We start from the raw sequence: 25,162 nt of genomic DNA on the forward strand, positions 1-25,162 counted from the left end.
ATTATTGAAGCAGGTTTTTTTTATCTTTAATTTTTAAATCGAAATATGAAAAATATATTAAGTCTTAGTTTAGTAATGTTTGTTTTTAGCTGTGCTGCTCAAAATAAAATAGAAGAAAAATCTATTAAAACAAGTTTAGAGTATTTAGCATCCGATGTTTTGGAAGGCCGGAGTACAGGAAGTATTGGTATAGAAAAAGCGGCAGTTTTTATAGAGAACTTCTTTAGTGAAAATAATATAAAACCTTATTTTGAAACTTATAGAGATACCTTTAATGTAAAAGATATCATAGGTTATAATGTGGTAGGTTATATTGAAGGCAATGATCCGGGTTTAAAAGATGAATTTGTGATTTTAGGTGCGCATTACGATCATATTGGTACGGCAAAAGAAGTTAATGGCGATGTTATTGCAAATGGAGCTAACGATGATGCTTCGGGTACGGTAGCTGTTATGGAATGGGCAAAATATTTTTCTGAAACTAAAACTAATAAGCGTAGTGTTTTGTTTACGCTTTATGCTGCAGAAGAAATGGGCTTAAAAGGTTCTGGGCATTTAGCTGAGCGTTTAAAAAGCGATAGTTTAAATGTATATACCATGATTAATTTCGAGATGATTGGAGTTCCTAGAGCAGAAGGAGAAATGATGGCTTATGTTACCGGTTTTAAAGAATCGAATATGGCTGAAAAATTAAACAGTTACGCTAATGCTGAAATTATAGGGTTTCTGCCAAAGGCCAAAGAATTTAATTTGTTTAAACGTTCAGATAACTATCCATTCTACAAATCTTTTCAAATTCCGGCGCAAGCCATTTCAACCTTCGATTTTACAAATTTTGATTTTTATCATCATGTGGATGACGAAACTGAAAACATGGATTTTAAACACATGACGAACTTTATAAATAAAATGATTCCTGCTCTAGAGGGGATGATAAATGCTTCAACTAAAGAAATAAAACTTACCAATGAGTAAAAATATAATTGTTACAGGAACAAGTAGAGGTATTGGTTTTGAGTTGGTACAGCTTTTTGCAAACGAAGGGCATAATGTATTGGCGCTTTCGCGGAATGAAAAAACTATTAGTGATTTGAATTTAGAAAACGTTACTTGTTTTTCTTTCGATTTAAATGATGAAAAGGCTTATGTGAAAGTTGAAACTTTTATTTCTGAAAATTGGAAACAAGTTGATGTGTTAATTAATAACGCTGGAGCTTTACTAAACAAACCATTTTCAGAAATAACAATGGCAGATTTTGAAGCGGTCTATAGAACAAATGTTTTTGGTGTTGCTGAAATAACTAGAAAAGTACTTCCGTTTATGCAGGCTTCAAGCCACGTGGTTACTATTAGCTCTATGGGAGGTGTGCAAGGTAGTATGAAGTTTCCGGGCTTAGCAGCTTATAGTTCTAGTAAAGCAGCCGTAATTACGCTTACAGAGCTCTTAGCGGAAGAATATAAAGAATCTGGCATTGCTTTTAATGTATTGGCTTTAGGAGCTGTGCAAACCGAAATGCTGGAAGAAGCTTTTCCTGGTTATCAAGCACCAACTACAGCTTTAGAAATGGCTCAATATATTTTCGATTTCTCACTTAACGGAAATAAGTATTATAACGGTAAAATGTTACAGGTTTCTAATTCTACGCCGTAATGTAAATACGCTTTAGAAGTTGTTTTTTATTAAATTGTGAATTATGTTAAAATGTTTTGGTGGAAGGAAAGTCTTTCAGGTAGTGTAATTCTAATAAATCTATTCAATGCGTTAAACTGTTTAGGAGGTTTACGTGAGTAAATTTAGATAGGTTAAAGATGGTTTAGGAAAGAAAATGGAAAATCCGATAATCTGTTTTGTGTTTAAAAAGTGATTTTTTTTAGATATTTATGTTAAATTTTCAGATGATTTTATAAAATTTAATCGTTAAAATGCATAAATCATAGATATTATGCGTTAAATTTTAACTTTTTCCTTCATTTTTTAGTTGTAGGTTTTTATTTTCTACACCTTTGCTCATGCATTGGAAATAATACTTTGCTTAAAACCTAAATTAACTCAATTGAAAAAAGTCCTCTTTTTGGCTTTTGCTCTTCTAATATCTTGTTTTGCAAAAGTACATGCGCAATGCGATGAAGTAGTAACTTATAATGTTTGTGACATGACAATCGTTGATAAGGATGCTGACGGAACGCCCGACGGAATAATTAATTTATACGACGTTTATAATGCTCTTCCTGGAGTTTCAACGCCAATAACATCGGCTTCGGGTACTTGGTTCGATCCAAATTATAATTTCTCCCTAGATGTATCTACTGGTGATTTATATTTATGGGATTTAAAAGATGCTTCGGTTGATATCGATTCGTACCAGTTTCAATTAATCGATACGTCTAGTGCGTGTCCCGATGGTATAAAAACACGATTAAATATTGTTCTCGGCCCTTTTGAAGGGAAACCTTTGCCGCCCGCAGGAGTTAACGATGCTAATGTTACGGTATGTCAAGCAGTATTAGCTGGTTTCGATTTATTTCAAGTTTTTGAGTCGCAACCATCACCTCACAAAAATGGTGTTTGGGAGTTTGTAGGGAATATGGGAGACCCAAGTAATTTTAAAGGCTTAAGTGTTGAAGGTAAGTTTAATGCCGAAATTCCTTATGAGCCTTACGGAGATCTAGTAGAGTTTGATGTTTTCGAATTTAAATATACCGTTTATGGTGTGTCGCCATGCGATTCTGAAAAAGTATCTTATTTTAAAGTAGAAGTTATTCGTGATGTACTTTCTGGAGAACCTTCAACTTATGATATTTGTGAGAGTGATATATTATCTGGAATGTGGGATGCAGATATTGATTTAACCGATGATAGATTCCTTGTAGGTGAAGATGTAGAAGGTACATGGAAATCTGCTTTTGATCCTACAAACCAAATTTCAAACCCAGCAGATTCTAATATCAATATTAGAGAGGTTTATGATAATTTAAAAAGTAGTACTTCTAATTTTGGTTGTAGAGAATTTACGTATACGTATTCGGTAGAAGCAAGATCTTCTTTAACCGATTGCCCAAGTAAAGAATCGGAAGTAGTATTTAGAATTTACGAACCTATAAAACCTTTTTATCAAGTTGAGCCTCTAGAAGTGTGCTTAGATGATAATAAGCCGGCAGGTATAAGTTTATACAATGAATTAATTTTTACAACCGAAAACGGGATATTGTATGATTATGCGGAAGCATCCAGCTGTAGTTCTTGGAGTTTTGTTTCGGGACCTTCAGATATTAGAATAGATACCGATTCTGGATATATCGATTTAAATATACTTACTCAAGCTAATGCCGGTACCTACGTTTTTAGGTACTATGTTTCTAGTTTGTGCAATGCTTGTGGAACTAGTGGTACATCGCCATGCGATCCACAATTCGCTAATGTTACTATTATTTTATTACCGAAAAATTATGCAGGTGAAGATACTGTGGGGATGGAGTTTTGCGAAAACGATCCGTTAATAGCAAGTCCTTTAAATCTATTTTCTCGTTTGAACACTAATAGTATTGACGATCCAATTTACCAAGGACCTTTAGGAACATGGGTTGATAATATTTCTGGAGAAACTATTACAAATCCAACAACCTACGAGTTGCCAGAAGTAAAGGGTAGCCAGTTGTTCGATTTTACATATTCAACCTTAACAGATAAAGGTTGTGTGGATAGTGCAAATTTATCGTTTACAGTTTATGAAGAATATACTGCTGGTGTTGATACACTATTAGATGTTTGTGATAACAATGGTGTTTTTGATTTGTTTGATGAATTAGAAGGAAACCCTAGCGGAACAGGAACTTGGACAGGGCCAAACGGATTTGTTACAACCGATTATAAAGCTGAATTTGATCCAAAAACTGCTGATGCCGGAGTTTATACTTATACAGTTCCTGATAATGTAACGCCAGAAGGAACAACTATGTGTTCTGGTAGTGAGGCAACTATTACGGTAACTCTTTATAAGAGTCCAAGTGCAGGAGAGGATGTTGCTTATGATGTGTGCCGATCTGATTTGGAAATCGATTTAATAGATTACCTAGATGATACAGCGAATAGCGGAGGTGTTTTTATAGATGTAGATAATGGTAATTCACCTATAGGGAATTTATTAGATGTTTCTCAATTAGTGGCAGGAGTTTATAATTTTCGATACGAAATTCAAGGGCATGCGTCATGTCTTTTAGATACAGCCTTAATAGAAATTACTATTTCTGAGGTTGAGGTGCCAACAGCATCTAATCAAACTTTTTGCGCTGTAGATGGTGAAACCGTTAATAGCTTAGTCGCTAATAATGGATATGATTTTAATTGGTATGATACAGCCATTGATACAACTCCGTTGCCATTAGGAACTGTTTTAATAAACGGCGAAGATTATTTTGTTACAGCGGTAGATGAAAACGGTTGCGAATCTCCCAAAATAGCCATGACGGTTACTATCCTACCTTTTGGAGATGATAATTGTGAAAGTTGTATTAAAGATGGTATATCGGTTAATGGTGACAATGTAAACGATGTTTTCGATTTATGTAATTTACCAGAAACCTATCCAAATTTCGAATTAAATATTCACAATAGATATGGAGTTACCGTATATAAAGGCACAAAAAGTACACCTTTGTTTTCTGGTAAATCGAATGTTTCAGGAACACTTGGGAAGCAATTGTCTTCTGGAGTTTATTTTTATGTTTTCGATCCGAAAGACGGGATGACTAAACCTTTTCAGGGGAATTTTTATTTAAGCAAATAAGTTGATGAAGATAAAATTATTTATACTATTTATAGTTTGTAATCTGTCGGTTTTTGCACAGCAAGAACCACAGTACACGCAATATATGTACAATATGAGCATGGTGAATCCTGCTTATATGATAAACGAGCCAAGCCTTGTAGAAGTTGGTGCTTTGCACCGAACACAATGGGTCGGTATTGATGGGGCTCCAAAAACAACTAATGTTTTTGCTAATATTCCGTTGAATGAAAAAATAGAATTAAGCGTTAATTATTTAAATGATAATATAGGTGGAAATGTAAATACAAGTGAAAACGTATTTAATGTAGATGCAGCTTATAAAATTAATTTAAATAAAGAGCTTAATTTGTCTTTTGGATTAAAAGCCGGCTTCGATCATTTAAATTTTAGTGCTATTGGTAGTAATGTGTCTGCCGACCCTTCTTTTGGAAACACTAATAAAACGGTTTTGAATATTGGAGCAGGAGCCTTTTTATTTCATGAAAATTATTACGTCGGGTTATCGTCACCAAATTTAATTCCTGCCGATTTAAGTGTTAATGATGGTGTGATATACAACAACAGTATTCATGGGTTTTTAATTGCAGGTTACATTTATGAATTGAATGATTTGTTTAAAATAAAACCATCAACTGTTATGAAATTTGCTGGAGGAGCGCCTTTGTCTTTTGATGTTTCTGCAAATGTTCTTTATGATAATAAATTCGAATTAGGGGTGTCTTACCGATATCAAGACGCTGTTTCTGGTTTGGCTGTTTTCAACATAACACCAGATTTACGCATCGGTTATTCTCACGATTTTAATACGAGCCAATTAAAAAGTTATAACAATGGAAGTCACGAGTTTGTTTTGCTTTATAGGTTTGATGTATTAGGTTTAAGTAAAAAATATTCATCTCCAAGATTCTACTAATATGATTAAGAAAATAACTTTAATTTTTGCAATCTGTTTTATGTCTCAGTTGGCCGTTGGCCAAAAATCTAGAGGCGATCGTTTTTTCGAAAAAGGAGATTACATCAACGCAGCAAAATATTACGAAACGGCCTTAGAAAAGGAACGTCATAAAAAAGATCTAGAAAATATAGCGGAATGTTATTACAATACGTTTCAGTATCGATTAGCATCCCGACATTTAAAGCAATTGGTAAAAGGTCGATTTGGCGAAAAGGATAAAAGCTACAACAATGAATACAACTTCAAGCTGTATCAAATACTTTCTGCCTTGGGAGATTATGAGGTTGCTTTGGTGTATTTAAAATTGTATAAAGAGAATAATTCTGCAACGTTAGATGTTGCCGAATCTATCGAAACCATTGAAGCTTTCAAACTTAAAACACCAGATTATAAAATTGAAAAAGCGCATTTCAATTCTGAAGCTTCAGATTTTGGAGCGGTAAAGTTTGGGGATAGTGTTTATTTTACTTCCGATAGAGATGTAAATCAATTATTCGGAAAAACTTATAAATGGACGCATCAGCCATTTTTAGATATTTATGTAACTGCTGTAAACAAAGATCTTGATACTGTTGGCCATACAAAAGCATTACCGAAAATTATCAATTCTAAATATCACGAAGGAAATTTCTGTTTTAGTAAAGATGGTAATACCTTATATATTTCAAGAAGCAATATTGTAGATGGTAAGCGTGAATTTAACGATGCCAAAACCAATGATATTCACATTTATAAATGGGTAAAAGAGAATGGAAAATGGTTGAAGCCAGTGAAATTAGCGTTTAATAAAAACGGATTCTCATATCAGCACCCAGCTTTAAGTCCAGATGGTAGCAAATTATACTTCTCGTCTAATTTAGAAGGGGGTTTTGGAAGTTTCGATTTGTATTACGTTACTTTAAGTGAAGATGAAATTAGCGAGCCCGTAAACTTAGGAGCTGAAATAAATACAGAGAATAGGGAGCATTTTCCTTTTATATCAGAAGAAGGGCATTTGTTTTTTGCTTCTAACGGACATTTAGGTTTGGGTATGTTGGATAATTTTGTTTCGGAGTTGGTGGATAATGTATTTACTGCGCCAACAAATTTAGGTGTGCCAATCAATTCTCAATACGATGATTTCGGAATAAATTATTACAACGAAAATGAAGGCTTTTTTGCTTCGAATAGAAATAAAAAAGACGATAATATTTTCAAGTTTAAACAATCGGGGCCAATATTTATTAGAGAGTATATCAATACATTTGAAATTCGAGATGCTGTTACAAAAGAATATATTCCTAACGCTCAAGTTGTTTTAAGCAACCGCAAAAAAGCAGAGATTTATAGCAATACCTTAGATGATACTTCTGTTTTTAACATGAATTTGTTAGCAGATCATTACGAGCTTAAAGCTGAAAGTGAAGGGTATTATGCAAAAACACTCCCAGTAGAAGTTCTAGAAAAACAAGATCAAAAACATGTATTGTATTTAAAGCAAATCCCGCCACCGCCACCTGTAGTTGTAGACCCTGTGGATGCTATAATTACAGAAAAGAAAATAGATAAGAAATTAAAAGAAGAAGATCCAACGAGGTTTGCTTTGCTTACCGATGTCGATGGACCACCGGTTATAGAGAAAGATGGTAAATTGTTTTTTAAGTTAGCACCTATTTATTTCGATTTTGGTACTTGGAATATTAGAGCAGATTCTAAAAAAATATTAGACGAATTATCTGCGAAATTAGAACGTTATCCTGATATATATTTAAAAATTAGTGCACATACCGATAGTCGTGGTAGTGCAAAATACAATCAAATTTTATCAGAGCGTCGTGCAGAATCTACAAGAAATTACATAGCTTTGGAAGGTTATATTAACGCTCGTAGATTATCGTTTAAAGGTTTTGGAGAAATGGAGCCTATTGTGCCGTGCCCTATGCTAAATTGTACAGAAGATGAGCACCAGCTTAACAGACGAAGCGAGTTCGAAATTATTAAATATTAAAGTTTTATGAAACAATATAAATGTGTCATTTTCGATTGCGATGGTGTTTTGGTGGATAGTGAACCTGTAAGCATACAGGTGTTAGTAGATATCGCAAATGAATATGGAGCGAATATTGATTTAGCTTACGGAATGGAACATTTTAAAGGAAGTTTCTTCGATGCCTGTAAACGTATGATTTTTGAATTAGCACAAAAAGAATTACCAGATTCTTTAGAGAGTGAATACAGACAGCGCAGTTTTGAAGCTTTTAAAAAAGATATGAAACCCGTTGAAGGTGTTAACGGGGTTCTGAAAAATATAAATAGGCCATTCTGTGTTGCGTCTAGCGGTCCAGAAGATAAAATAGAACTTAATTTAGGGCTTACCGGTTTGTTACCTTTCTTCGAAAATAAAATATTTAGTTGCTATAAAATCCAAAAATGGAAACCAGATCCAGCAGTGTTTTTATGGGCAGCCGAAACTATGGGGTTTAAGCCAGAAGAATGTGTTGTAATTGAAGATAGTATATCAGGAGTTCGTGCGGCAAAATCTGGTGGATTCGATGTTTTTGGCTACGTAGCTCACGATTATAACAACCAATTAAAAGATGAAGCGACCCAAACTTTTGATAGTATGGATAAGCTTTTAAGTATGATTTAAAACACCTTTTTGTTACATGAGGCTAGAATATGGGCTTCATTATAATAATAAAAATCACAATTTCCATTAAAAATATATCTATGAAGAAAAAGTACACTTTAATTGCATTTCTGTTTTTGTCTTTAAATGTTATGGCGATGCAAATTTTTGTTAAACTTAGTGATGGTAAGACTATAGCCTTAGAGGTTGAAGCAAATGATACAATTGATAATGTAAAAGCAAAAATTCAAGATAAGGAAGGTATACCTCCAAATGAACAAGTTTTAAAATACAACGGTCAGACTTTAGAGGATGGACGTACGCTAGCTGATTATAATATTCAAAAAGAATCTACTTTGTTTTTAGAGTCGTCTACATTATCAGTAAATAATTTAGCGAATGTAGAGCGTAAATTATCCGTATATCCGGTGCCTGCTAAAAATTATATTTCTATTTCTAATTTAAAAGAAGTTAAAACATACCGTATTCTAAATGTACTAGGACAAGGAGTTCAGGAAGGTGTTGTTTCTAGTGGTAAAGATCGAATTGATATTCAAAGTTTAGATAGAGGTTTTTATGTTTTGAATTTTAAAAATGAAGAATCATTACGTTTCTTGAAAGAATAAGCGGTTTCTTTTTATTGAAATCTCTAGACGGAATCTTTCTGTCTATTCCTTTCTTAAATTATTGATAGCATTTACAACAGCACTATGGCTAACAGGATTGTTTGCAAAATGTTCAACTAGAATCACTTTTTCTGCATCATTAGCTTCAAACTGATTTAAAATATTCATAAGGTGCATTTTCATGTGTCCTTTTTGAATACCAGTAGTTGTAAGCGAACGCAATGCTGCGAAGTTTTGTGCTAATCCTGCAACTGCTACAATAGACATCAACTCTTTTGCCGATGGTTTATGGAGTAATTCTAAAGCTAATTTAACCAAAGGGTGTAAGCCTGTTAATCCGCCAACGGTACCCAAAGCTAATGGTATTTCCATCCAAAAGGTAAATATGCCGTTTTCAATTTTAGAGTGCGATAAGCTACTGTATTTTCCGTTTCTAGAAGCATAAGCATGTACGCCAGCCTCTACAGCTCTAAAATCGTTTCCGGTGGCAAGTACAACAGCATCAATACCATTCATAATACCTTTATTATGAGTCACGGCTCTATAAGGTTCTACTTCTGCAATATTTACAGCTCTCACAAATTTTTCAGCGAAAGCTTTACCAGAAATGGCTTTATTTTCACTTAAATCTTCCACCTTACAACTTACCTCGGCACGCACTAAACATTCGGGTACGTAGTTAGAAAGGATGCTCATCACTATTTCTAGATGCTTTTCTTCTTCAGAAAAACCAGAAAATAATAAAGCCTCATTTTTAAAGGTTTTTGCAAATTGCTCTAGACAAGAATTTATAAAATTCGCACCCATGGCATCTAGCGTTTCAAAAGAGGCGTGTAGTTGGTAGTAGCCTTCAATATCGGCTGTTTTATCTCGTAATTCAATATCTAGAATACCACCGCCACGAGCTTCCATGTTTTTGGTAAGTGGCTTAGCTTCGGTAATTAATTTTTGTTTTACGGTGTCGAAAAACGATTTTAGATTTTCATAATCACCATGAAACATAAAATGAACTTGTCCAATTTTTGTAGTAGAAATTACAGTAGTTTTAAAACCACCTCTGTCTAGCCAAAATTTTGCAGCTTTACTTGCTGCGGCTACAACAGAGCTTTCTTCAATAGCCATTGGTATGGCGTAAAGCGTTTCGTTTATTAAAAAGTTAGGAGCAACACCAAGTGGTAAATAATAATTACTAATGGTGTTTTCTATAAACTCATCATGTAATTGCTGTAGCTTTTCGTTATCATTCCAGTATTGTTTTAAAACAGCTTTCGTGTTTTCTGCATTGGCAAAATAGGTATTTGCAATCCAGTCAATTTTTTTAGATTTAGATAATTTTGAAAATCCAGCAATCGTTTTACTCATAATTTGTTCATTTAACGGTGTAAAGATAATACTCTTCTTATAATTAATCGTGAACTTGAGTTTTACTAGTTATTTATGTGTTAATATTATCGTTTTTTTGAAGTATTTTTACTAAACTTGCCGGTATTATGAGAAATAAACATCAATTTTAATGAAATACCTAAGATTCAGCTTTCAAATTTGTCTTTTTTTTACAGCCGTATTATCTGCTCAAAATAAAGAGGTTACTCTAGAAGAAATATGGAACGGAACATTTAGAACTGAAAGGCTGGATGCTTTACATTCTATGGCTAATGGTCAGCAATATTCTGTTTTAAATTTTAATCGTGAAGCACGAAGTACTTCTATAGATATCTACGATTATAAAACCTTAGAAAAGGTAAATACTTTGGTTAGTTCTAGTGATTTACCGAGTGTAGATTATTTTACGGATTACACGTTTAGTGCGGATGAAAGTCAAATTATATTAGCCACAAACGAGGAGTCCATCTTCCGTCATTCAGTACTTGGGCATTATTATATCTACGATGTAAAAAGTAAAAGTTTAACTTTAATTTCTGAAGAAAAAATACAAGAGCCAACGTTGTCTCCTAACGGAGATAAAGTAGCTTTTGCCAGAAATAATAATTTATATATTAAGGATTTAGTAACAACTGAAACTTTTCAAATAACCTTTGATGGTGTAAAAAATAAAATTATTAATGGTATTACAGATTGGGTTTACGAGGAAGAATTTGCCTTTGTTCGCGCCTTCGATTGGAATGCCGATGGAACTCAAATAGCATACATTAGATTTGATGAAACCAACGTGCCTGAATTCTCGATGGATGTTTATGGTAAGGGGCTGTACCAAACACAAGAAGTGTTTAAATATCCTAAAGCTGGTGAAGCTAATTCTAATGTGTCACTTCATGTTTATAACTTGAAAACGACAAAAACAGCTAAAGTTAATTTAGGAGAAAAGATTGAATATATAGCGAGAATTGAATGGACTAAAAACGCTGATGTTTTAAGTGCCCAGGTTTTAAATCGTCATCAAAATAAATTAGATTTATTAGCTTATAACACTGCTGAGAATAAAACTAGTGTATTGCTAATTGAAGAAGATAAAGCTTATGTTGATGTTACCGATAATTTAACGTTTTTGAAAGATAATAGTTTTATCTGGACGAGCGAAAAGGATGGCTATAATCACATTTACCACTACAGTAAAGATGGTAAGTTGATAAACCAAATAACTAAAGGAGCTTGGGAAGTAACCAATTACTATGGTTTTAATGAAAAAGCGAAAACTATTTTTTATCAATCGGTAGAAAATGGATCGATAAATCGTGATGTTTATTCTATTAAATTAAACGGTAGGAGCAAAACAAGACTAACCCAAGATGAAGGAACAAATGGGGCTGATTTTAGTGCCGATTTTTCATATTTTATAAATACATTTTCTAACGCTTCAACACCACCAAGATATACTTTAAACAGTGCTTCTTCTGGTAAGGTGATTAAGTTGATAAAAAATAATGAAGCGCTATCCAAAACGCTTTCAGAATATAAAATTTCTAACAAAGAATTTAGCACAATTGCTATAAACGGAAACGATTTAAATATGTGGACGGTTAAGCCTACAGATTTTGATCCTTCAAAACAGTATCCGTTATTAATGTTTCAGTACTCTGGACCAGGTTCGCAACAAGTTGCAAATAGTTGGATAAGTTCTAACGATTATTGGTATCAATTATTGGCGCAAAAAGGCTATATTGTAGCCTGTGTTGACGGACGAGGAACTGGGTTTAAAGGTGCTGATTTTAAAAAAGTAACTCAAAATGAATTAGGGAAATACGAAGTTGAAGATCAAATTGCTGCGGCTAAGCAGTTAGCGGCTTTACCTTATATAGATGCCGAGCGTATTGGTATTTGGGGATGGAGCTTTGGTGGCTTTATGAGTAGTAACTGTTTGTTTAAAGGGAATGATGTTTTTAAAATGGCAATAGCTGTTGCGCCGGTAAGTAGCTGGCGTTTTTACGATTCTATTTACACAGAGCGTTACATGGCAACACCACAAGAGAATGCAAGTGGTTATGATGAAAATTCGCCTATAAATCATGTTGAAAAACTTAAAGGAGATTTTCTTTTAATTCATGGTTCTGGAGATGATAATGTGCATGTGCAAAACACAATGCGTTTGGTTGAAGCCTTAGTGCAAGCAAACAAACAATTTGATTGGGGGATTTATCCAGATAAAAACCATGGTATTTATGGTGGTAATACAAGGTTGCATTTATATACAAAAATGACCAACTTTTTAGATGAAAATCTAGGTGATAAAATAAGCAAGAAATAATAAAAGCATAATTAACTAACAACAAATTTATGGCAGCTAAGGCATTGCAACCACATCAAAAGGAGTTATTTGGACAACCAATAGGACTGTATATTTTATTTTTAACCGAAATGTGGGAACGCTTTTCATACTACGGTATGCGTGCCTTATTGGTGTTGTATATGACTACGCAAACTACGGGAGATGCTAGAGGTGCAGGTTTAGCCTGGACAGACCAAGAAGCTTTAGCGCTTTACGGTTGGTATACTATGCTGGTTTATGTAATGTCTATCCCAGGAGGAATGATTGCAGATAAATTGATTGGTCAGAAAAAAGCCGTCCTATATGGAGCCGTTATTTTATGTATTGGTCATGCCGTTTTAGTACTTACTGATATTTGGGCATTTTATACCGGTTTAGGTTTAGTTATTCTAGGTGTTGGTTTATTAAAACCTAACATTTCTACTATGGTTGGTGGCTTGTATAAGGCAGGTGATATTAGACGTGATAAAGGATTTAGTATTTTTTATATAGGTATTAACTTAGGGTCGCTTTTAGCAACTATGATTGTTGGTGGTGTTGTTGCAAAATGGGGATGGCATGCTGGTTTCGGGTTAGCAGGTGTTGTTATGGTTCTTGGATTAATAAACTATATCGCTGGTCAAAAATATTTATCTCAGGTCGGTAACTTTATACCGAGCACAAATGATAAAAACGAGGTGTCTTACGGTCAGTTGTATTCTGAGTTGTTTAGTTCTCCAAAACAATTAATGTTTGCAGGTGTATTATTAGCGGCATCTTTATTTGGTTGGTATGCTATGGGCTGGGGTTATGGTCTATTGTTTTTGTTTTTAACAGCAATAGCGTCTTTATTAATGATGATTTATAAAGATTTAGATACGCAAGTGTATAAAGATCGTTTTGTTGTGTTACTGCTATCATTCATTATGGTAATTATCTTTTGGGGCGCTTTTGAGCAAGCCGGAGGGTTAATTAATTTATATACAGATACTAAGACGGATAGAGTGTTGTTTGGTTGGGAAATACCAACAGTTATGTTTCAAAGTTTAAATGCCGGATTTATTATTCTTCTTGCAACTACTGTAGCTGGTATTTGGGCTAAACGAAAACTAAAAGGAAGAGAAGCTTCTTCTATATTTAAAATGGCAGCAGGTATTATAATCATGGGCTTTGGTTTTCTATTCATGGTATTTGCAGCCATGGAGTTTGAAAAATCTGGAACGTCTAGCATGATTTGGTTAGTGTTAGCTTATTTATTTCATACCATTGGAGAGCTTTGTATTTCGCCAGTTGCGCTTTCTTTTATAACAAAATTAGCGCCTGTTAAATACGCTTCATTAATGATGGGAGTTTATTTCGCTGCCACTGGTCTTGGGAATAAAGTCGCTGGTGTTATAGGTGAATCTGCAAGTGAATTTGGAGAGCTTAATATTTTTGCAGGAATTGTAATTTTTACTGTAGTTATTGGTGTATTATTTATAATAATTTTGAAGCCATTAAAACGGTTAACTCATGGAGCGGAAGAAAGCGAACGCGTTTTAAAAAACGAAGAAGCTGAAGGTTTCGAATTAGCTGAAAACTAAAAAGTACATAACCCTCTTTTGAGGGTTTTCTTCATTATAACCATTAAATATTCTTTTTATGAATACAGATATTGAAAATCTATTTAAAGACAAAGTAATAGGGCATCCTGCAGGTTTGTTTATTATTTTCTTTACAGAAATGTGGGAACGTTTTTCATTCTACGGAATGCGTATTCTTTTAGTATTGTTTTTAACGGCACCTATGCTTGGTACTAATCCCGGTTGGGAGTGGCCTCGCGAGCATGCTTTAGCTTTAATTGGAACTTATGGTTCTATGCTGTATTTAACCCCTATTATTGGTGGTTGGGTCGCCGATAAAATTACGGGTTATAAATGGGCTGTAATTATTGGTTGCTTCTTCATGATGCTTGGTCATTTATCTATGGTTTTTGAAACACCTTGGTCTTTGTATTTAGGTTTGGCTTTATTAATTGTAGGTACAGGTTTTTTTAAGCCTAATATGACTTCTATGATTTCTGAAATGTACAAAGGCAAAGAGTCTAAAAAAGATGGCGCTTATACTATTTATTATATGGGTGTAAATGCTGGAGCTTTCTTCGGAATGATGCTTTGTGGTTATTTAGCAGAAAATATTGGTTGGAGCTATGGTTTTGGACTGGCAGGTATCTTTATGTTACTTGGTCTAATTCAGTTTTGGTTAGCAAAAGACTTTTTTGGACAAATTGGTGAAAAACCATCTAAAGTGCATGAAGTAGAATTACCTCAAAATATTAATGAAAGAAATCCTAAAGAACAAGATGCAACAGAGCATGTTGAGAAGTTAAATCCTTTTACTTCTGTAGATAAGGTGTTGATAATTTTATCTGCACTAGGAGGCTTTTTATATCTTTTAAACGATCCAATTTCTAAGATAGGAAACATTAATTTGTTAAACTTCAAATTAGGAGGTTTAGACGGTTCTAGTGTTACTGTTTTAACGGCGTTAGTTCTGTTTTTATATTTAATAATAACACGTATTTCTCGATATTCTAGAATTGTGCGCGATAAAATTATTGCAGTGTCTGTTTTTGCTGTATTTACAGTAATATTCTTTGCTGCTTTCGAGCAAGCTTTAGGCTCTATGACGCTTTTTGCTAGAGATTATACAGAGCGTGCCCTTACTGGTAGTTCTGCAACAATTTTTAAAGTTATCGATTTAATATTAACTGTAGGTCCATTAGCAATTATCACTTATGTTTTACTTTTGCTTTTCAAAAAAACATATAAGAAAATCTTATTATCAAATATAATTCTGAGCTTGTCTTTTGTGTTTCTATGGTATATTGTTTATTATAAAATTAATAATGAATTCAGTAAAGATGCTACTGAAGTACCTGCAACTTGGTTTGGTATTTTAAATTCATTTTTCATAATTACATTAGCACCATTGTTTTCTAGATGGTGGGAAAGTAAATATAACCCAAGTGCAGCCACAAAGTATGGTATTGGTTTATTGCTTTTAGGTTTAGGTTTTGGTGTGTTAGTTTTTGGTACATTGGGTATTCCGCAAGGCGCAAAAACAGCATCGGTTAGTATGGTGTTCTTAATATTGGCTTACCTGTTACATACTATGGGAGAATTGTGTATTTCTCCGGTAGGTTTATCATACTTAAGTAAATTAGTTCCGGGTAGAATGATTGGGTTTATGTTCGGTATTTGGTATTTAGCCATTGCTATCGGTCAAAAAGCAGCGGGAACTATGGGAGGCATGATTGATAAGATTACTGCGGAGTATTCGCTAAGTAGTTTTTTCTTGATATTTACTATTGTTCCGGCAATATTTGCGTTAATTTCATTAGTGCTAAATCCTTTGCTTAAAAGGCTTATGCATGGTGTACGATAATAAAATAAAATGTTAAAATATATAAGAACGCTCCTTTTTTAGGGGCGTTTTTTGTAAGTTAGGTACGGCTTTTGTTACTTTTGTAACAGGTTAACAGTTTCAAATAATAAATATGAAGCTGAATACATTAAAATTAATTGCAATGAAAAAAATAACATTCGTGTTTTTATTGACGCTTATTACTACGGTTTACGTAAGCGCACAAGAAATTAACTGGTTAACTTTAGATGAGGCTATAGCGCTTCAAAAGAAAGAGCCAAAAAAAATTATGATGGATATTTATACCAACTGGTGTGGGCCATGTAAAATGTTAGATAAAAATACGTTTCAAAATAAAGAAGTAGCAGACTATGTAAATAAACATTATTATGCTGTTAAATTAAATGGAGAAGGAAATGATGTGGTAACGTATAAAGATAAAGCATACGGTAACCCTAATTACGACCCGGCAAAAGCAAATAGACGTAATTCTGCGCACGAATTAGCGCGCTATTTCCAAATAAACGCCTATCCAACAGTTTTGTTCTTTGATGAAACAGCTGAGGTTATTACGCCGTTAAGAGGATATCAAACACCTCCGCAATTAGAGTTGTATTTAAAAATGTTTAAAAACGACGATCACAAAAATATTAAAACACAAGATGAATTTAATACGTATTACAATGCGTTTAAAGCAGAATTTAAAGGGTAGTTATAGTAGTCCTGAATAGATTCTAATATTCAATTATAAAAGCTCCCTTTTCATGCGTGTCATGGAAAGGGAGTTTTCGTTTTTTACAAATAGCTTTCCATTGTTTGGTGTAAGATTTATAATTGCTGCCATCTGCAATTATGTATTTGGGGTGAATAGAATCGATTAATCTATTTAGGTTTATTTTGGGTGATTGACGTAGTAGAACATAGTCGGGATTAAACGATTTGACATGGTAGGTGTTTAAGCTATCTACAATTAAAAGTTTTTTGTTTTTCAACAGATAAATAGATTGAAGTTTATTGTATTCAATGTTGTTAATAGAATGGCCTACGGTATAGTTTTTTATAGTTGAATTTTTTAAAAGGGCCATGCTATCTAAATCATGAGCTACGCTTAATTTGTTTTGCATCGTGTTGCTAATCATGCTAAAGCGACTTTTATGAAACACCACAAATTGATTAGAAGGTTTTCTGAAATTTGTGTAAATAAGAGCACACTGAAAACTAATTACAGCTAAAAGCGCCCATTTTAAAATAGAAAACTTATAATTTTTACAGATTTGTATTATTGAAAAAATCATAAGATAAGACGTTAATACATGCCAGATGGTAAAATGAATATCGTTGAAGATAAATGAATCTTGTTGAGAAATAACACTCATAATATAATTCATGCCGCTAATAATATATCTAAAAAAGTCTGCTAAAAATGGAGGTAATATATTTAGAGATGCCATTAGAATCACAACAATTCCTAGACCTAAAATAATAGCTAACGGCGGAATAATAATGATGCTGGATAACAGGAATAGTCCCGCGAATTGATGAAAATAAAAGAGTAGAAGCGGAGCAATACCAAATTGAGCCGCGATACTTATAGTAATAGTATGCCAATAAATATCTAGTAATTTGTTTTTTGGTTGCCATAATTTATAAATCATCGGGTCTATGTAGACAATAGCAAGTACAGCCATATAACTTAATTGAAAACCAACATCGAATATATAAAGCGGGTTCAGTAATAAAATTACGAAAATTGAAATAGCCAAAGTGTTGTATATATTAGTTGGCCTTTTTAAGTTGTTTGCAATGGCAACAATACTAAACATGGTTACTGCTCGAGTTACCGATGCTGTTAAGCCAGCAATTACCGCAAAACTCCATAGAATGATAAGTATTAAAATTGTTTTTTGAAGTTTGCCAAATTTTAAGCGTTCCATCGGTTTTAAAACCCAGTTTAGGAGAATTAGTATAACTCCAATGTGGAGTCCTGAAATAGCCAATATATGTATAGCTCCTGCATTTCTGTAATCGCTATAAATGTCTTCACTGAGGTCTTGTCTTTGCCCCAGAAAAAGCGCATTAATTACAGCGAGTTCGTCGGGTTTAAAATGATATTTTTTTAATTTTGAATTAATAAATTGTCGAGTAGCATTTGCGTATCCAAATACCGTATGTGTATTATCGCTAATTAAAAATAGCTCGGTAGGTTTTAAGCTGACTTGGTGATAAATGTATTTCTTTTCTAAATACGATTCGTAATCAAATTGAAAAGGATTTAACGGATAGCCTAAGCTTTTAAAATTGCTCTTTGTAGAGAATATAGCGTCTACGTTAAGTGTCGGTTTTAAAGTGTCTTTTGCTATGCTTAGTAGTAATTTTCCTTGGGTTCGGTTAGTGTCAACTTGTAAAACATCAATAATATATTTGTCGTAAAAAGTATTGGATTTTAAAACTTCTCGAATTCTGAAAGTGATAGCATGAGCAGAGTCATCTTCATTTAAAAGATGTTTTGTATAGTGGTTGTTAAAATTTTGTTGATTATGGATGTTTACAGTGAGAACTCCAATCGAAATCATTAAAATAAAAGCAGTAATCCCAAACCAAATAGTTTTAAAAAACTGTTTTCTAGCTATAAAGTAAGTGATACCTAACAGTAATGATGCAGCTAGTGTAAAATACAAAGCCATCATTATTGGAATGGGAATAAAATACCCAATTAAAATGCCTATCACTAGGCAAATGGTTAGTTTAATTATGGTAAAATTGAGGATTTTCATAATTAAACTAAGATATAAAATATCTTATAAAACCCGACGAGCTTCGTAAAAAGCTTTATGCCAGTAAGTTTCGTTTATCCAAGAAGTCATTACGCCTTTGCTGCTCGTGGCGTGTATAAACTCAATGTCGTTGTTTTCTATAGAGACAATAAGTCCAACATGGTTAATTGCATTTCTTCTATTGCCGGTTTTAAAGAATAACAAATCGCCTTTATGAACATCTTTTAAATTGATTTTATCGCCACGCTTGGCCATGTCTCGGGAAATTCTGGGTAAATTAACGTCATAAGCTCTAAACGATTCGTAAATTAAGCCCGAACAATCCATTCCTGCTTTTGTAGTGCCACCCCATTTGTATCGAACGCCTTCAAAACTTTCAGCATATTCAATAATGTTGTCGGCTTTGGTTCTTCTGCTATTTGCGTTTCTCGGTGTATATTTTTTTTCTTCGGAAGAAATAACTACTCGGTCATTTTCGTTTGCATCCGATTTTTTTGTTATTATTTTAGAAGAGGAATTTGAACTTCTTTTAGATCGTTTTGAAGATTTACAGCTGCTAAAACTAATGAATAGGGCGAGTATAAAAATTATTTTTTTCATATAAAGATTAACCTTTTATGGCGTTGTATATTAATTTTGCGGTTTTTTCGCTAGCGCCTTTTCCGCCAAGGGCTTTTTCCAATTCATAATACTCTAAAAAGAGTTTTTTTCGGCCTTCTTTATCCAAGATACGCTCTAACTCTTTTTTAAGATTTTTTTTATTAAAATCCCCTTGAATAAGCTCTGTTACCACTTCGCGGTCCATAACTAAATTGACTAAGGATATAAACTTTAATGTAATAATGCGTTTAGCAATTTGGTAAGATATTGCGCTGCCTTTATAGCACACCACTTGTGGTACTTTAAATAATGCGGTTTCTAGTGTAGCAGTTCCTGAGGTGACTAAAGCTGCTGTCGAAATACTTAACAAATCGTAAGTTTTATTATCAATAAATTTTACGTTAGCCGATTTAATAAAGGTTTTATAGAAACTGTAATCCTGACTGGGAGCCCCGGCAATTACAAATTGGTAGGTTTTAAAATCGTTAACAAGACTAAGCATTACCGATAGCATTTTTGTGATTTCTTGCTTTCGGCTTCCGGGTAATAAGGCAATAATAGGTTTGTCGCTAAGTTGGTGTGTTTCTCTAAATGCTTTTTCGCTTACTTGCGCACGGTTGGCAATAGCATCAATAAGTGGGTGGCCAACAAAATGAACGTTGTAATCGTACTTTTTATAGAAATCCTCAACAAAAGGAAGAATAACATACATGGCATCCACATCGTGTTTTATATCTTTAACACGACTTGCTCGAGAGGCCCAAACTTGAGGTGAAATATAATAGTGTGTTTTAAAATTGGCAGCTTTGGCCCATTTCGCAATGCGTAAATTAAAGCCCGAATTATCAATAAAAATAACAACGTCTGGTTTATAGTCAGTAATATCTTCTTTACAAAAGCTTATAAATTTAGATATTTTTCGAAGGTTCATAATAATCTCTATAAACCCCATAAAAGCACGTTCCTTGTAGTGAGTTACTAAAGTGCCGCCAACGGATTGCATGAGGTCGCCGCCCCAAAATCTAATCTCGGCATTTGGGTCTTCTTGAAACAAGGCTTTCATTAGGTTTGAGCCATGTAAATCTCCCGATGCTTCACCTGCTATTATGTAATATTTCATGTGCTATAACTTTTAAGTTGGGGTGATTTTAATTTCTAAAGCATTTTAAAAAGAAACGTAAACACAGCAATAAAAACAGTGACTAATAAAACACCTCTGGCGCGATAATCTTCTTTTCTTCTTATAAAAATAAAAAAACTAATAAGGTTTAAAACCGCACCTAAGCTAATGAGTTTTCCTAAAAAGCCTTCTGCGGCTGCAGCTTTAATTACAGTTGTAAAATCGTCACCTCTACCAAGTAGCGTTGCGGTTAAAATTAAGCCAACAGCATTTGCTATTAATCCAACGAGCATGCCTATAAAAATTTCTTTCTTCATCTATTTTAAATTCCAAGTATTTAGTTGTTGTATAAAGTGGTGTGCGGTTAAATCGAACTGTACGGGAACTACAGAAACATAGTGGTTTTCAAGCGCCCATTCGTCAGTGTCTTCACCGTTGTCTAAGTTTACAAATTTACCCGAAAGCCAATAGTAATCTTTCCCTTGTGGATTTTTGCGTTTATCGAAAGATTCTACCCAATTCGATTTTGCTTGTCTACAAATTTTAATGCCTTTTATGTCTCCACTTTTAGCATTTGGTATGTTTACATTTAGAACAACTCCTTTGGGTAAGCCTGATTTTAGTACATTTTCGGTAACCTTTTTTACGTAAGGTTTAGAAGCTTCAAAGTTAGCATCCCATGCGTAATCGAGTAAAGAAAAACCAATAGCCGGAATACCTTCAATACCTGCTTCAATAGCGGCACTCATGGTGCCAGAATAAATAACGTTTATAGCAGAGTTAGATCCGTGGTTTATACCAGAAACACAAAGGTCTGGTGTTCTTGGTAGTAATTCTCTAATGGCTATTTTTACGCAATCGGCAGGTGTTCCAGAACAGCTAAACTCTTTTTGTGGCCCTTTACTAATTTCTACGTTTTGAGCAAAAAGCATAGCGTCTAGCGTAATAGCGTGCCCCATGCCACTTTGCGGACTATCAGGAGCTACTACAAAAACATCGCCTAAATTAACCATAACTTCAATTAAAGCTCTAATTCCTGGAGCAGTAATGCCGTCATCATTCGTAATTAAAATAAGGGGTTTTTTCGACATAATTTGTTGTTAAATTATAATGCTAAAATACATAATTTCGATGGTAAACGTCTTATTTCTTCTGTTTAACAAAAAATTAGTAGCAAAAACCGATTGTTGGCATAGTTTTTTCTCTATTTTAGTAAAATGATATAAAATTCCCTAAAGAATTTTGAAATACAGAAGATGAAGAATATTATGAAAAAGAATTTTAAAGTACTATCGTTGTTAATGGTTTTGGCTTTTGCCTCGTGTAGTTTTACTTCTAAAAAATTCGATAATCCAGATAAAGATAAAAAACTAATAGAACTTATAACCTTTGTTATTGAGCGCGGACATTTTGATCCTATTGCTTTTGATGATGCCTTTTCGGAAGAGTTGTTTTCCGATTATTTAGAGATTGTAGATCCTGTAAAAAGATATTTTTACGCTTCGGATTATAAAGAGTTTGAAAAATATAGAACAAATTTAGACGATCAATTAAAATCGGTAGATATTTCGTTTTTTAATTTGGTTCACGAGCGTGTTTTAGAGCGTATAAGTGAAGCAAAAGAGATTTATCACGATATCTTGGCGAAGCCTTTTGATTATACTGTTGATGAAGATTTTGATACTGATTATGAAAATACTGGTTATGTAAAGAATAGGAGAGAAATGAAAGCTCGTTGGAGACAGCAATTAAAGTTTTCGACACTTTCTAATTACGATGATATTTACGAAGAAGAAAAACGTGCCAAGGAAAAAGATCCGGAGTATGTTATGAAAACGGATAAAGTTATCGAGAAAGAAGCTCGTGAAGCGACTTTAAAATCTATCGATATTTATTTTAATGATAGTGTTGATGATTTAGATCGTGATGATTGGTTTGCGGTTTACGTAAATACGATAGTAGAAGAGTTTGATCCGCACACATATTATTTAGCACCAAGAGGTAAAGAGAATTTCGACCAACGTATGTCAGGAAAACTTGAAGGTATTGGAGCGAGATTACAAAAAAGAATGGATTACATTAAAATTGTAGAATTAATTTCTGGAGGGCCAGCTTGGAGAAGTAAGCTTTTAGAAGTTGAAGATGTTATTTTAAAAGTAAAACAAGAAGATGAAGATGTTGCTGTAGATATTGTTGGTATGCGTATTAACGATGCTATTAAATATATCAAAGGGCCTAAAGGGACTAAAGTAACGCTTACTATTAAAAGTATGGATGGTACGGTTAAAGATGTAACTATTACTAGAGATGTGGTAGAGTTGATGGAAACTTATGCGAAATCATCGGTTGTTGAAAAAGAAGGTGGTCGTTTTGGTGTGATTGATTTGCCTGCGTTTTATGCTGACTTTCAAGATTATAAAAATATAAATGCAGCTAAAGATGTAAAGGAAGAAATTTTACGTCTTAAAAAAGAAGGTATTGAAGGTTTGGTATTAGACTTGCGTAACAATGGTGGTGGATCTTTACCAACTGTTGTAGATATGGCAGGTTTGTTTATCGAAGAAGGACCAGTGGTTCAGGTACGATCTACAGGGCAAGCAAAAGAAGTTTTAAAGGATAGTGATAAATCTATTGTTTGGGATGGACCTTTGGTTGTTTTAGTAAACGAAATTTCAGCTTCAGCATCAGAGATTATGGCGGCGGCCATGCAAGATTATAAGCGTGCTATTATTATAGGGAGTAAACAAACTTATGGTAAAGGTACCGTTCAAAATGTCATAGATTTAAATAATGTTTTACGTAGTAATACAGGAGGAGATCTTGGAGCTATAGCGTTAACCACTAAAAAATATTATAGAATTAATGGTGGTTCTGTACAGTTAGAGGGTGTTAAAAGTGATGTGCAAGTACCAGGACGTTTTAGTTATATTGATGTAGGTGAAAAGGATAAAGATAATCCGTTACCTTATGATGAAATTGATGCGGCCGATTACAAGCCTTGGACGGGTTATTTCGATTATAATACAATTGTAGCAAATAGTAAAGCGCGTATGGCGAATAATGCTCAATTAAAGCTTATTGATGAAAATGCTAAATGGGTGAAAAGTAAAATAGATGATACTAAGTTTTCATTAAATTTTGAAAAGTATAAAGAGCAATTGGATAGAAATGAGGAAGAAGCAAAACGTTTTGATGCTATTTCAGATTATAAAACTAATTTAACTTTTAACTCAACAAAATACGAGCAATCACTTTTTGATAAGGATACTACAGATTTAAAAGAAAAGCGCGTGCGTTGGCATGAGAGCTTAAGTCAAGATGTTTATGTCGAGGAAGCTTTAAATGTTTTAGAAGATTTAAAAAACTTTCCAATAGAAAAAGTTGCTTCTACACACGCTCAAGCTAAAAATTAGAAGAAATAAAATATATGAGTTCAAAATCTAGCTCACTAAAACAATTAGCACTCCAAAAATTTAAAAAGAATTTTTGGGGTGTTTTTAGTTTATGCTTTATTGGTTTTGTTGGTGTTGTTTCGGTGTTTGCATATGCCTTTGCACCCGATAATTCTCAATATGCGAACCAAATGCATTTATCAATTCATTCTAAAAGGCCAGGCTATACAGTAACAATGCTTACTATCCCCTCAGAGTTGAAAGTCAATCAGAATATGTTTGATAAACTCTTTTTTGGGAAGAAGAATACAGATTCTGAAATTCCTATTTCAGAATATCATATAGATGGTGAGACTTTGATTTATACTGAATATGCTTCGGATGGTTTGGAAGGTGTGAAAAAAACAATGGAGTTAAGTCGGTTTCCAAATAGTGATGCTGTATCGTTTATAAAAGAAAAATCATTCCTTTTTGGAACTGATAAATATGGACGTGATTTGTTGAGTCGCGTGCTAGTAGGTGCTAGGATTTCATTTTTTATTGGATTTGTAGCGGTGTTTATTTCATTAGTTATCGGCATTTTTATGGGGAGTATTGCGGGCTATTTTGGTGGTAAGGTAGATGCTGTTATTATGTGGATTATAAATGTAACCTGGTCTATACCTACTCTGCTTTTGGTAATAGCGATTACTTTAGCATTAGGCAAAGGTTTTTGGCAAGTGTTTATTGCTGTCGGTTTAACCATGTGGGTGGAAGTGGCTAGAGTAGTTCGTGGGCAAATAATTAGCACTAAAGAAATGCAATATGTAACAGCAGCAAGAGCTTTAGGTTTTAGTGATTACAGAATAATCACAAAACATATCCTTCCGAATATTATGGCACCGGTAATTGTAATTTCAGCAGCAAACTTTGCCGCAGCTATTTTAATAGAAAGTGGTTTGAGCTTTTTGGGTATTGGTGCGCAACCACCAATGGCTAGTTGGGGTGCTATGATAAAAGATCACTACAATTATATCATTTTAGGGAAGCCTTATTTGGCTTTAATTCCAGGGCTTTGTATAATGAGTTTGGTAATGGCTTTTATGCTTATAGGTAACGCGTTACGCGATGCGTTAGATGTTAAAGGTTGAGATCTTGTTGTTTTTGGCATGGTTTATGAAAAACGGTAGGCTTAACTTATGTAATCAAATTT

Annotated in this window: 19 protein-coding genes; 13 read left to right on the top strand and 6 right to left on the bottom strand. The window is 33.7% G+C overall.

The window, feature by feature from the left end:
• Positions 1-45: 45 nt before the first annotated feature.
• The 7 genes from DFQ06_RS17000 to DFQ06_RS19470 all read left to right on the top strand — a co-directional run bounded on the left by DFQ06_RS17000 (position 46) and on the right by DFQ06_RS19470 (position 8,976).
• The gene (locus tag DFQ06_RS17000) at positions 46-975 is read left to right on the top strand and encodes a M28 family metallopeptidase (RefSeq protein WP_133969057.1); all 930 of its coding nucleotides are present in this window, start codon (positions 46-48) and stop codon (positions 973-975) included.
• Positions 968-1,651: an SDR family NAD(P)-dependent oxidoreductase gene (locus tag DFQ06_RS17005; RefSeq protein WP_042504272.1), complete on the top strand. Its 684-nt coding sequence runs from the start codon at positions 968-970 to the stop codon at positions 1,649-1,651. Before DFQ06_RS17000 ends, DFQ06_RS17005 begins: the two co-directional genes overlap by 8 nt.
• Positions 1,652-2,054: 403 nt before the next feature.
• Complete coding sequence (locus DFQ06_RS17010; RefSeq protein WP_133969058.1) at positions 2,055-4,784, top strand: T9SS type B sorting domain-containing protein; 2,730 nt, start codon at positions 2,055-2,057, stop codon at positions 4,782-4,784.
• Positions 4,785-4,788: 4 nt separating this feature from the next.
• On the top strand, positions 4,789-5,700 hold the full coding sequence (locus DFQ06_RS17015) for a PorP/SprF family type IX secretion system membrane protein (RefSeq protein ID WP_133969060.1): 912 nt from the start codon (positions 4,789-4,791) through the stop codon (positions 5,698-5,700).
• 1 nt (position 5,701) lies between these two features.
• Positions 5,702-7,729, top strand: a complete 2,028-nt coding sequence (locus DFQ06_RS17020) for an OmpA family protein (RefSeq protein ID WP_133969062.1) — start codon at positions 5,702-5,704, stop codon at positions 7,727-7,729.
• Positions 7,730-7,735: 6 nt separating this feature from the next.
• A complete protein-coding gene (locus DFQ06_RS17025; RefSeq protein WP_133969064.1) occupies positions 7,736-8,371 on the top strand; it encodes an HAD family hydrolase in 636 nt (211 codons plus the stop codon).
• Between the two features lie 80 nt (positions 8,372-8,451).
• Positions 8,452-8,976, top strand: a complete 525-nt coding sequence (locus DFQ06_RS19470) for a ubiquitin-like protein (protein WP_159140102.1) — start codon at positions 8,452-8,454, stop codon at positions 8,974-8,976.
• A gap of 42 nt (positions 8,977-9,018) precedes the next feature.
• Here the strand turns inward: DFQ06_RS19470 and DFQ06_RS17035 are convergent, their stop codons facing one another.
• Positions 9,019-10,338 carry a hydroxymethylglutaryl-CoA reductase, degradative gene (locus DFQ06_RS17035; protein ID WP_133969066.1) on the bottom strand — a complete coding sequence of 440 codons (1,320 nt, stop codon included), beginning with the start codon at positions 10,336-10,338 and terminating at the stop codon, positions 9,019-9,021.
• A gap of 151 nt (positions 10,339-10,489) precedes the next feature.
• Here DFQ06_RS17035 and DFQ06_RS17040 point away from each other — a divergent pair, with 151 nt between their 5' ends.
• From DFQ06_RS17040 to DFQ06_RS17055, 4 genes are all read left to right on the top strand, one after another.
• Positions 10,490-12,679, top strand: coding sequence for a S9 family peptidase (locus DFQ06_RS17040; protein WP_133969068.1), 2,190 nt, complete (start codon positions 10,490-10,492; stop codon positions 12,677-12,679).
• Positions 12,680-12,708: 29 nt separating this feature from the next.
• On the top strand, positions 12,709-14,262 hold the full coding sequence (locus DFQ06_RS17045; protein ID WP_042504262.1) for a peptide MFS transporter: 1,554 nt from the start codon (positions 12,709-12,711) through the stop codon (positions 14,260-14,262).
• A 58-nt stretch (positions 14,263-14,320) separates the two neighbouring features.
• Entirely contained in the window at positions 14,321-16,105 is a 1,785-nt protein-coding gene (locus DFQ06_RS17050; protein WP_133969070.1) for a peptide MFS transporter, read from the top strand.
• 142 nt (positions 16,106-16,247) lie between these two features.
• Positions 16,248-16,796: a thioredoxin family protein gene (locus tag DFQ06_RS17055; protein WP_074938924.1), complete on the top strand. Its 549-nt coding sequence runs from the start codon at positions 16,248-16,250 to the stop codon at positions 16,794-16,796.
• Between the two features lie 22 nt (positions 16,797-16,818).
• Here DFQ06_RS17055 and DFQ06_RS17060 read toward each other — a convergent pair whose 3' ends face one another.
• From DFQ06_RS17060 to surE, 5 genes are all read right to left on the bottom strand, one after another.
• The gene (locus tag DFQ06_RS17060) at positions 16,819-18,813 is read right to left on the bottom strand and encodes a ComEC/Rec2 family competence protein (RefSeq protein WP_235833572.1); all 1,995 of its coding nucleotides are present in this window, start codon (positions 18,811-18,813) and stop codon (positions 16,819-16,821) included.
• A 69-nt stretch (positions 18,814-18,882) separates the two neighbouring features.
• Positions 18,883-19,458 (bottom strand): C40 family peptidase, encoded by a 576-nt coding sequence (locus tag DFQ06_RS17065; RefSeq protein ID WP_042504256.1) that lies wholly within the window; start codon positions 19,456-19,458, stop codon positions 18,883-18,885.
• Between the two features lie 7 nt (positions 19,459-19,465).
• On the bottom strand, positions 19,466-20,578 hold the full coding sequence (gene lpxB, locus DFQ06_RS17070) for a lipid-A-disaccharide synthase (protein ID WP_133969074.1): 1,113 nt from the start codon (positions 20,576-20,578) through the stop codon (positions 19,466-19,468).
• A 35-nt stretch (positions 20,579-20,613) separates the two neighbouring features.
• Positions 20,614-20,895, bottom strand: coding sequence for a hypothetical protein (locus tag DFQ06_RS17075; RefSeq protein ID WP_042497073.1), 282 nt, complete (start codon positions 20,893-20,895; stop codon positions 20,614-20,616).
• Positions 20,896-21,669 (bottom strand): 5'/3'-nucleotidase SurE, encoded by a 774-nt coding sequence (gene surE / locus DFQ06_RS17080; RefSeq protein ID WP_042504254.1) that lies wholly within the window; start codon positions 21,667-21,669, stop codon positions 20,896-20,898.
• A 177-nt stretch (positions 21,670-21,846) separates the two neighbouring features.
• Between surE and DFQ06_RS17085 the strand changes: the two genes are divergently transcribed.
• Both DFQ06_RS17085 and DFQ06_RS17090 read left to right on the top strand, forming a co-directional pair.
• Positions 21,847-23,991 carry a carboxy terminal-processing peptidase gene (locus DFQ06_RS17085; protein WP_133969107.1) on the top strand — a complete coding sequence of 715 codons (2,145 nt, stop codon included), beginning with the start codon at positions 21,847-21,849 and terminating at the stop codon, positions 23,989-23,991.
• A 14-nt stretch (positions 23,992-24,005) separates the two neighbouring features.
• On the top strand, positions 24,006-25,100 hold the full coding sequence (locus tag DFQ06_RS17090; protein ID WP_074938891.1) for an ABC transporter permease: 1,095 nt from the start codon (positions 24,006-24,008) through the stop codon (positions 25,098-25,100).
• Positions 25,101-25,162: the final 62 nt, after the last annotated feature.

This window comes from Algibacter lectus (assembly GCF_004368925.1).
GTDB classification, from domain to species: Bacteria; Bacteroidota; Bacteroidia; order Flavobacteriales; family Flavobacteriaceae; genus Algibacter; species Algibacter lectus.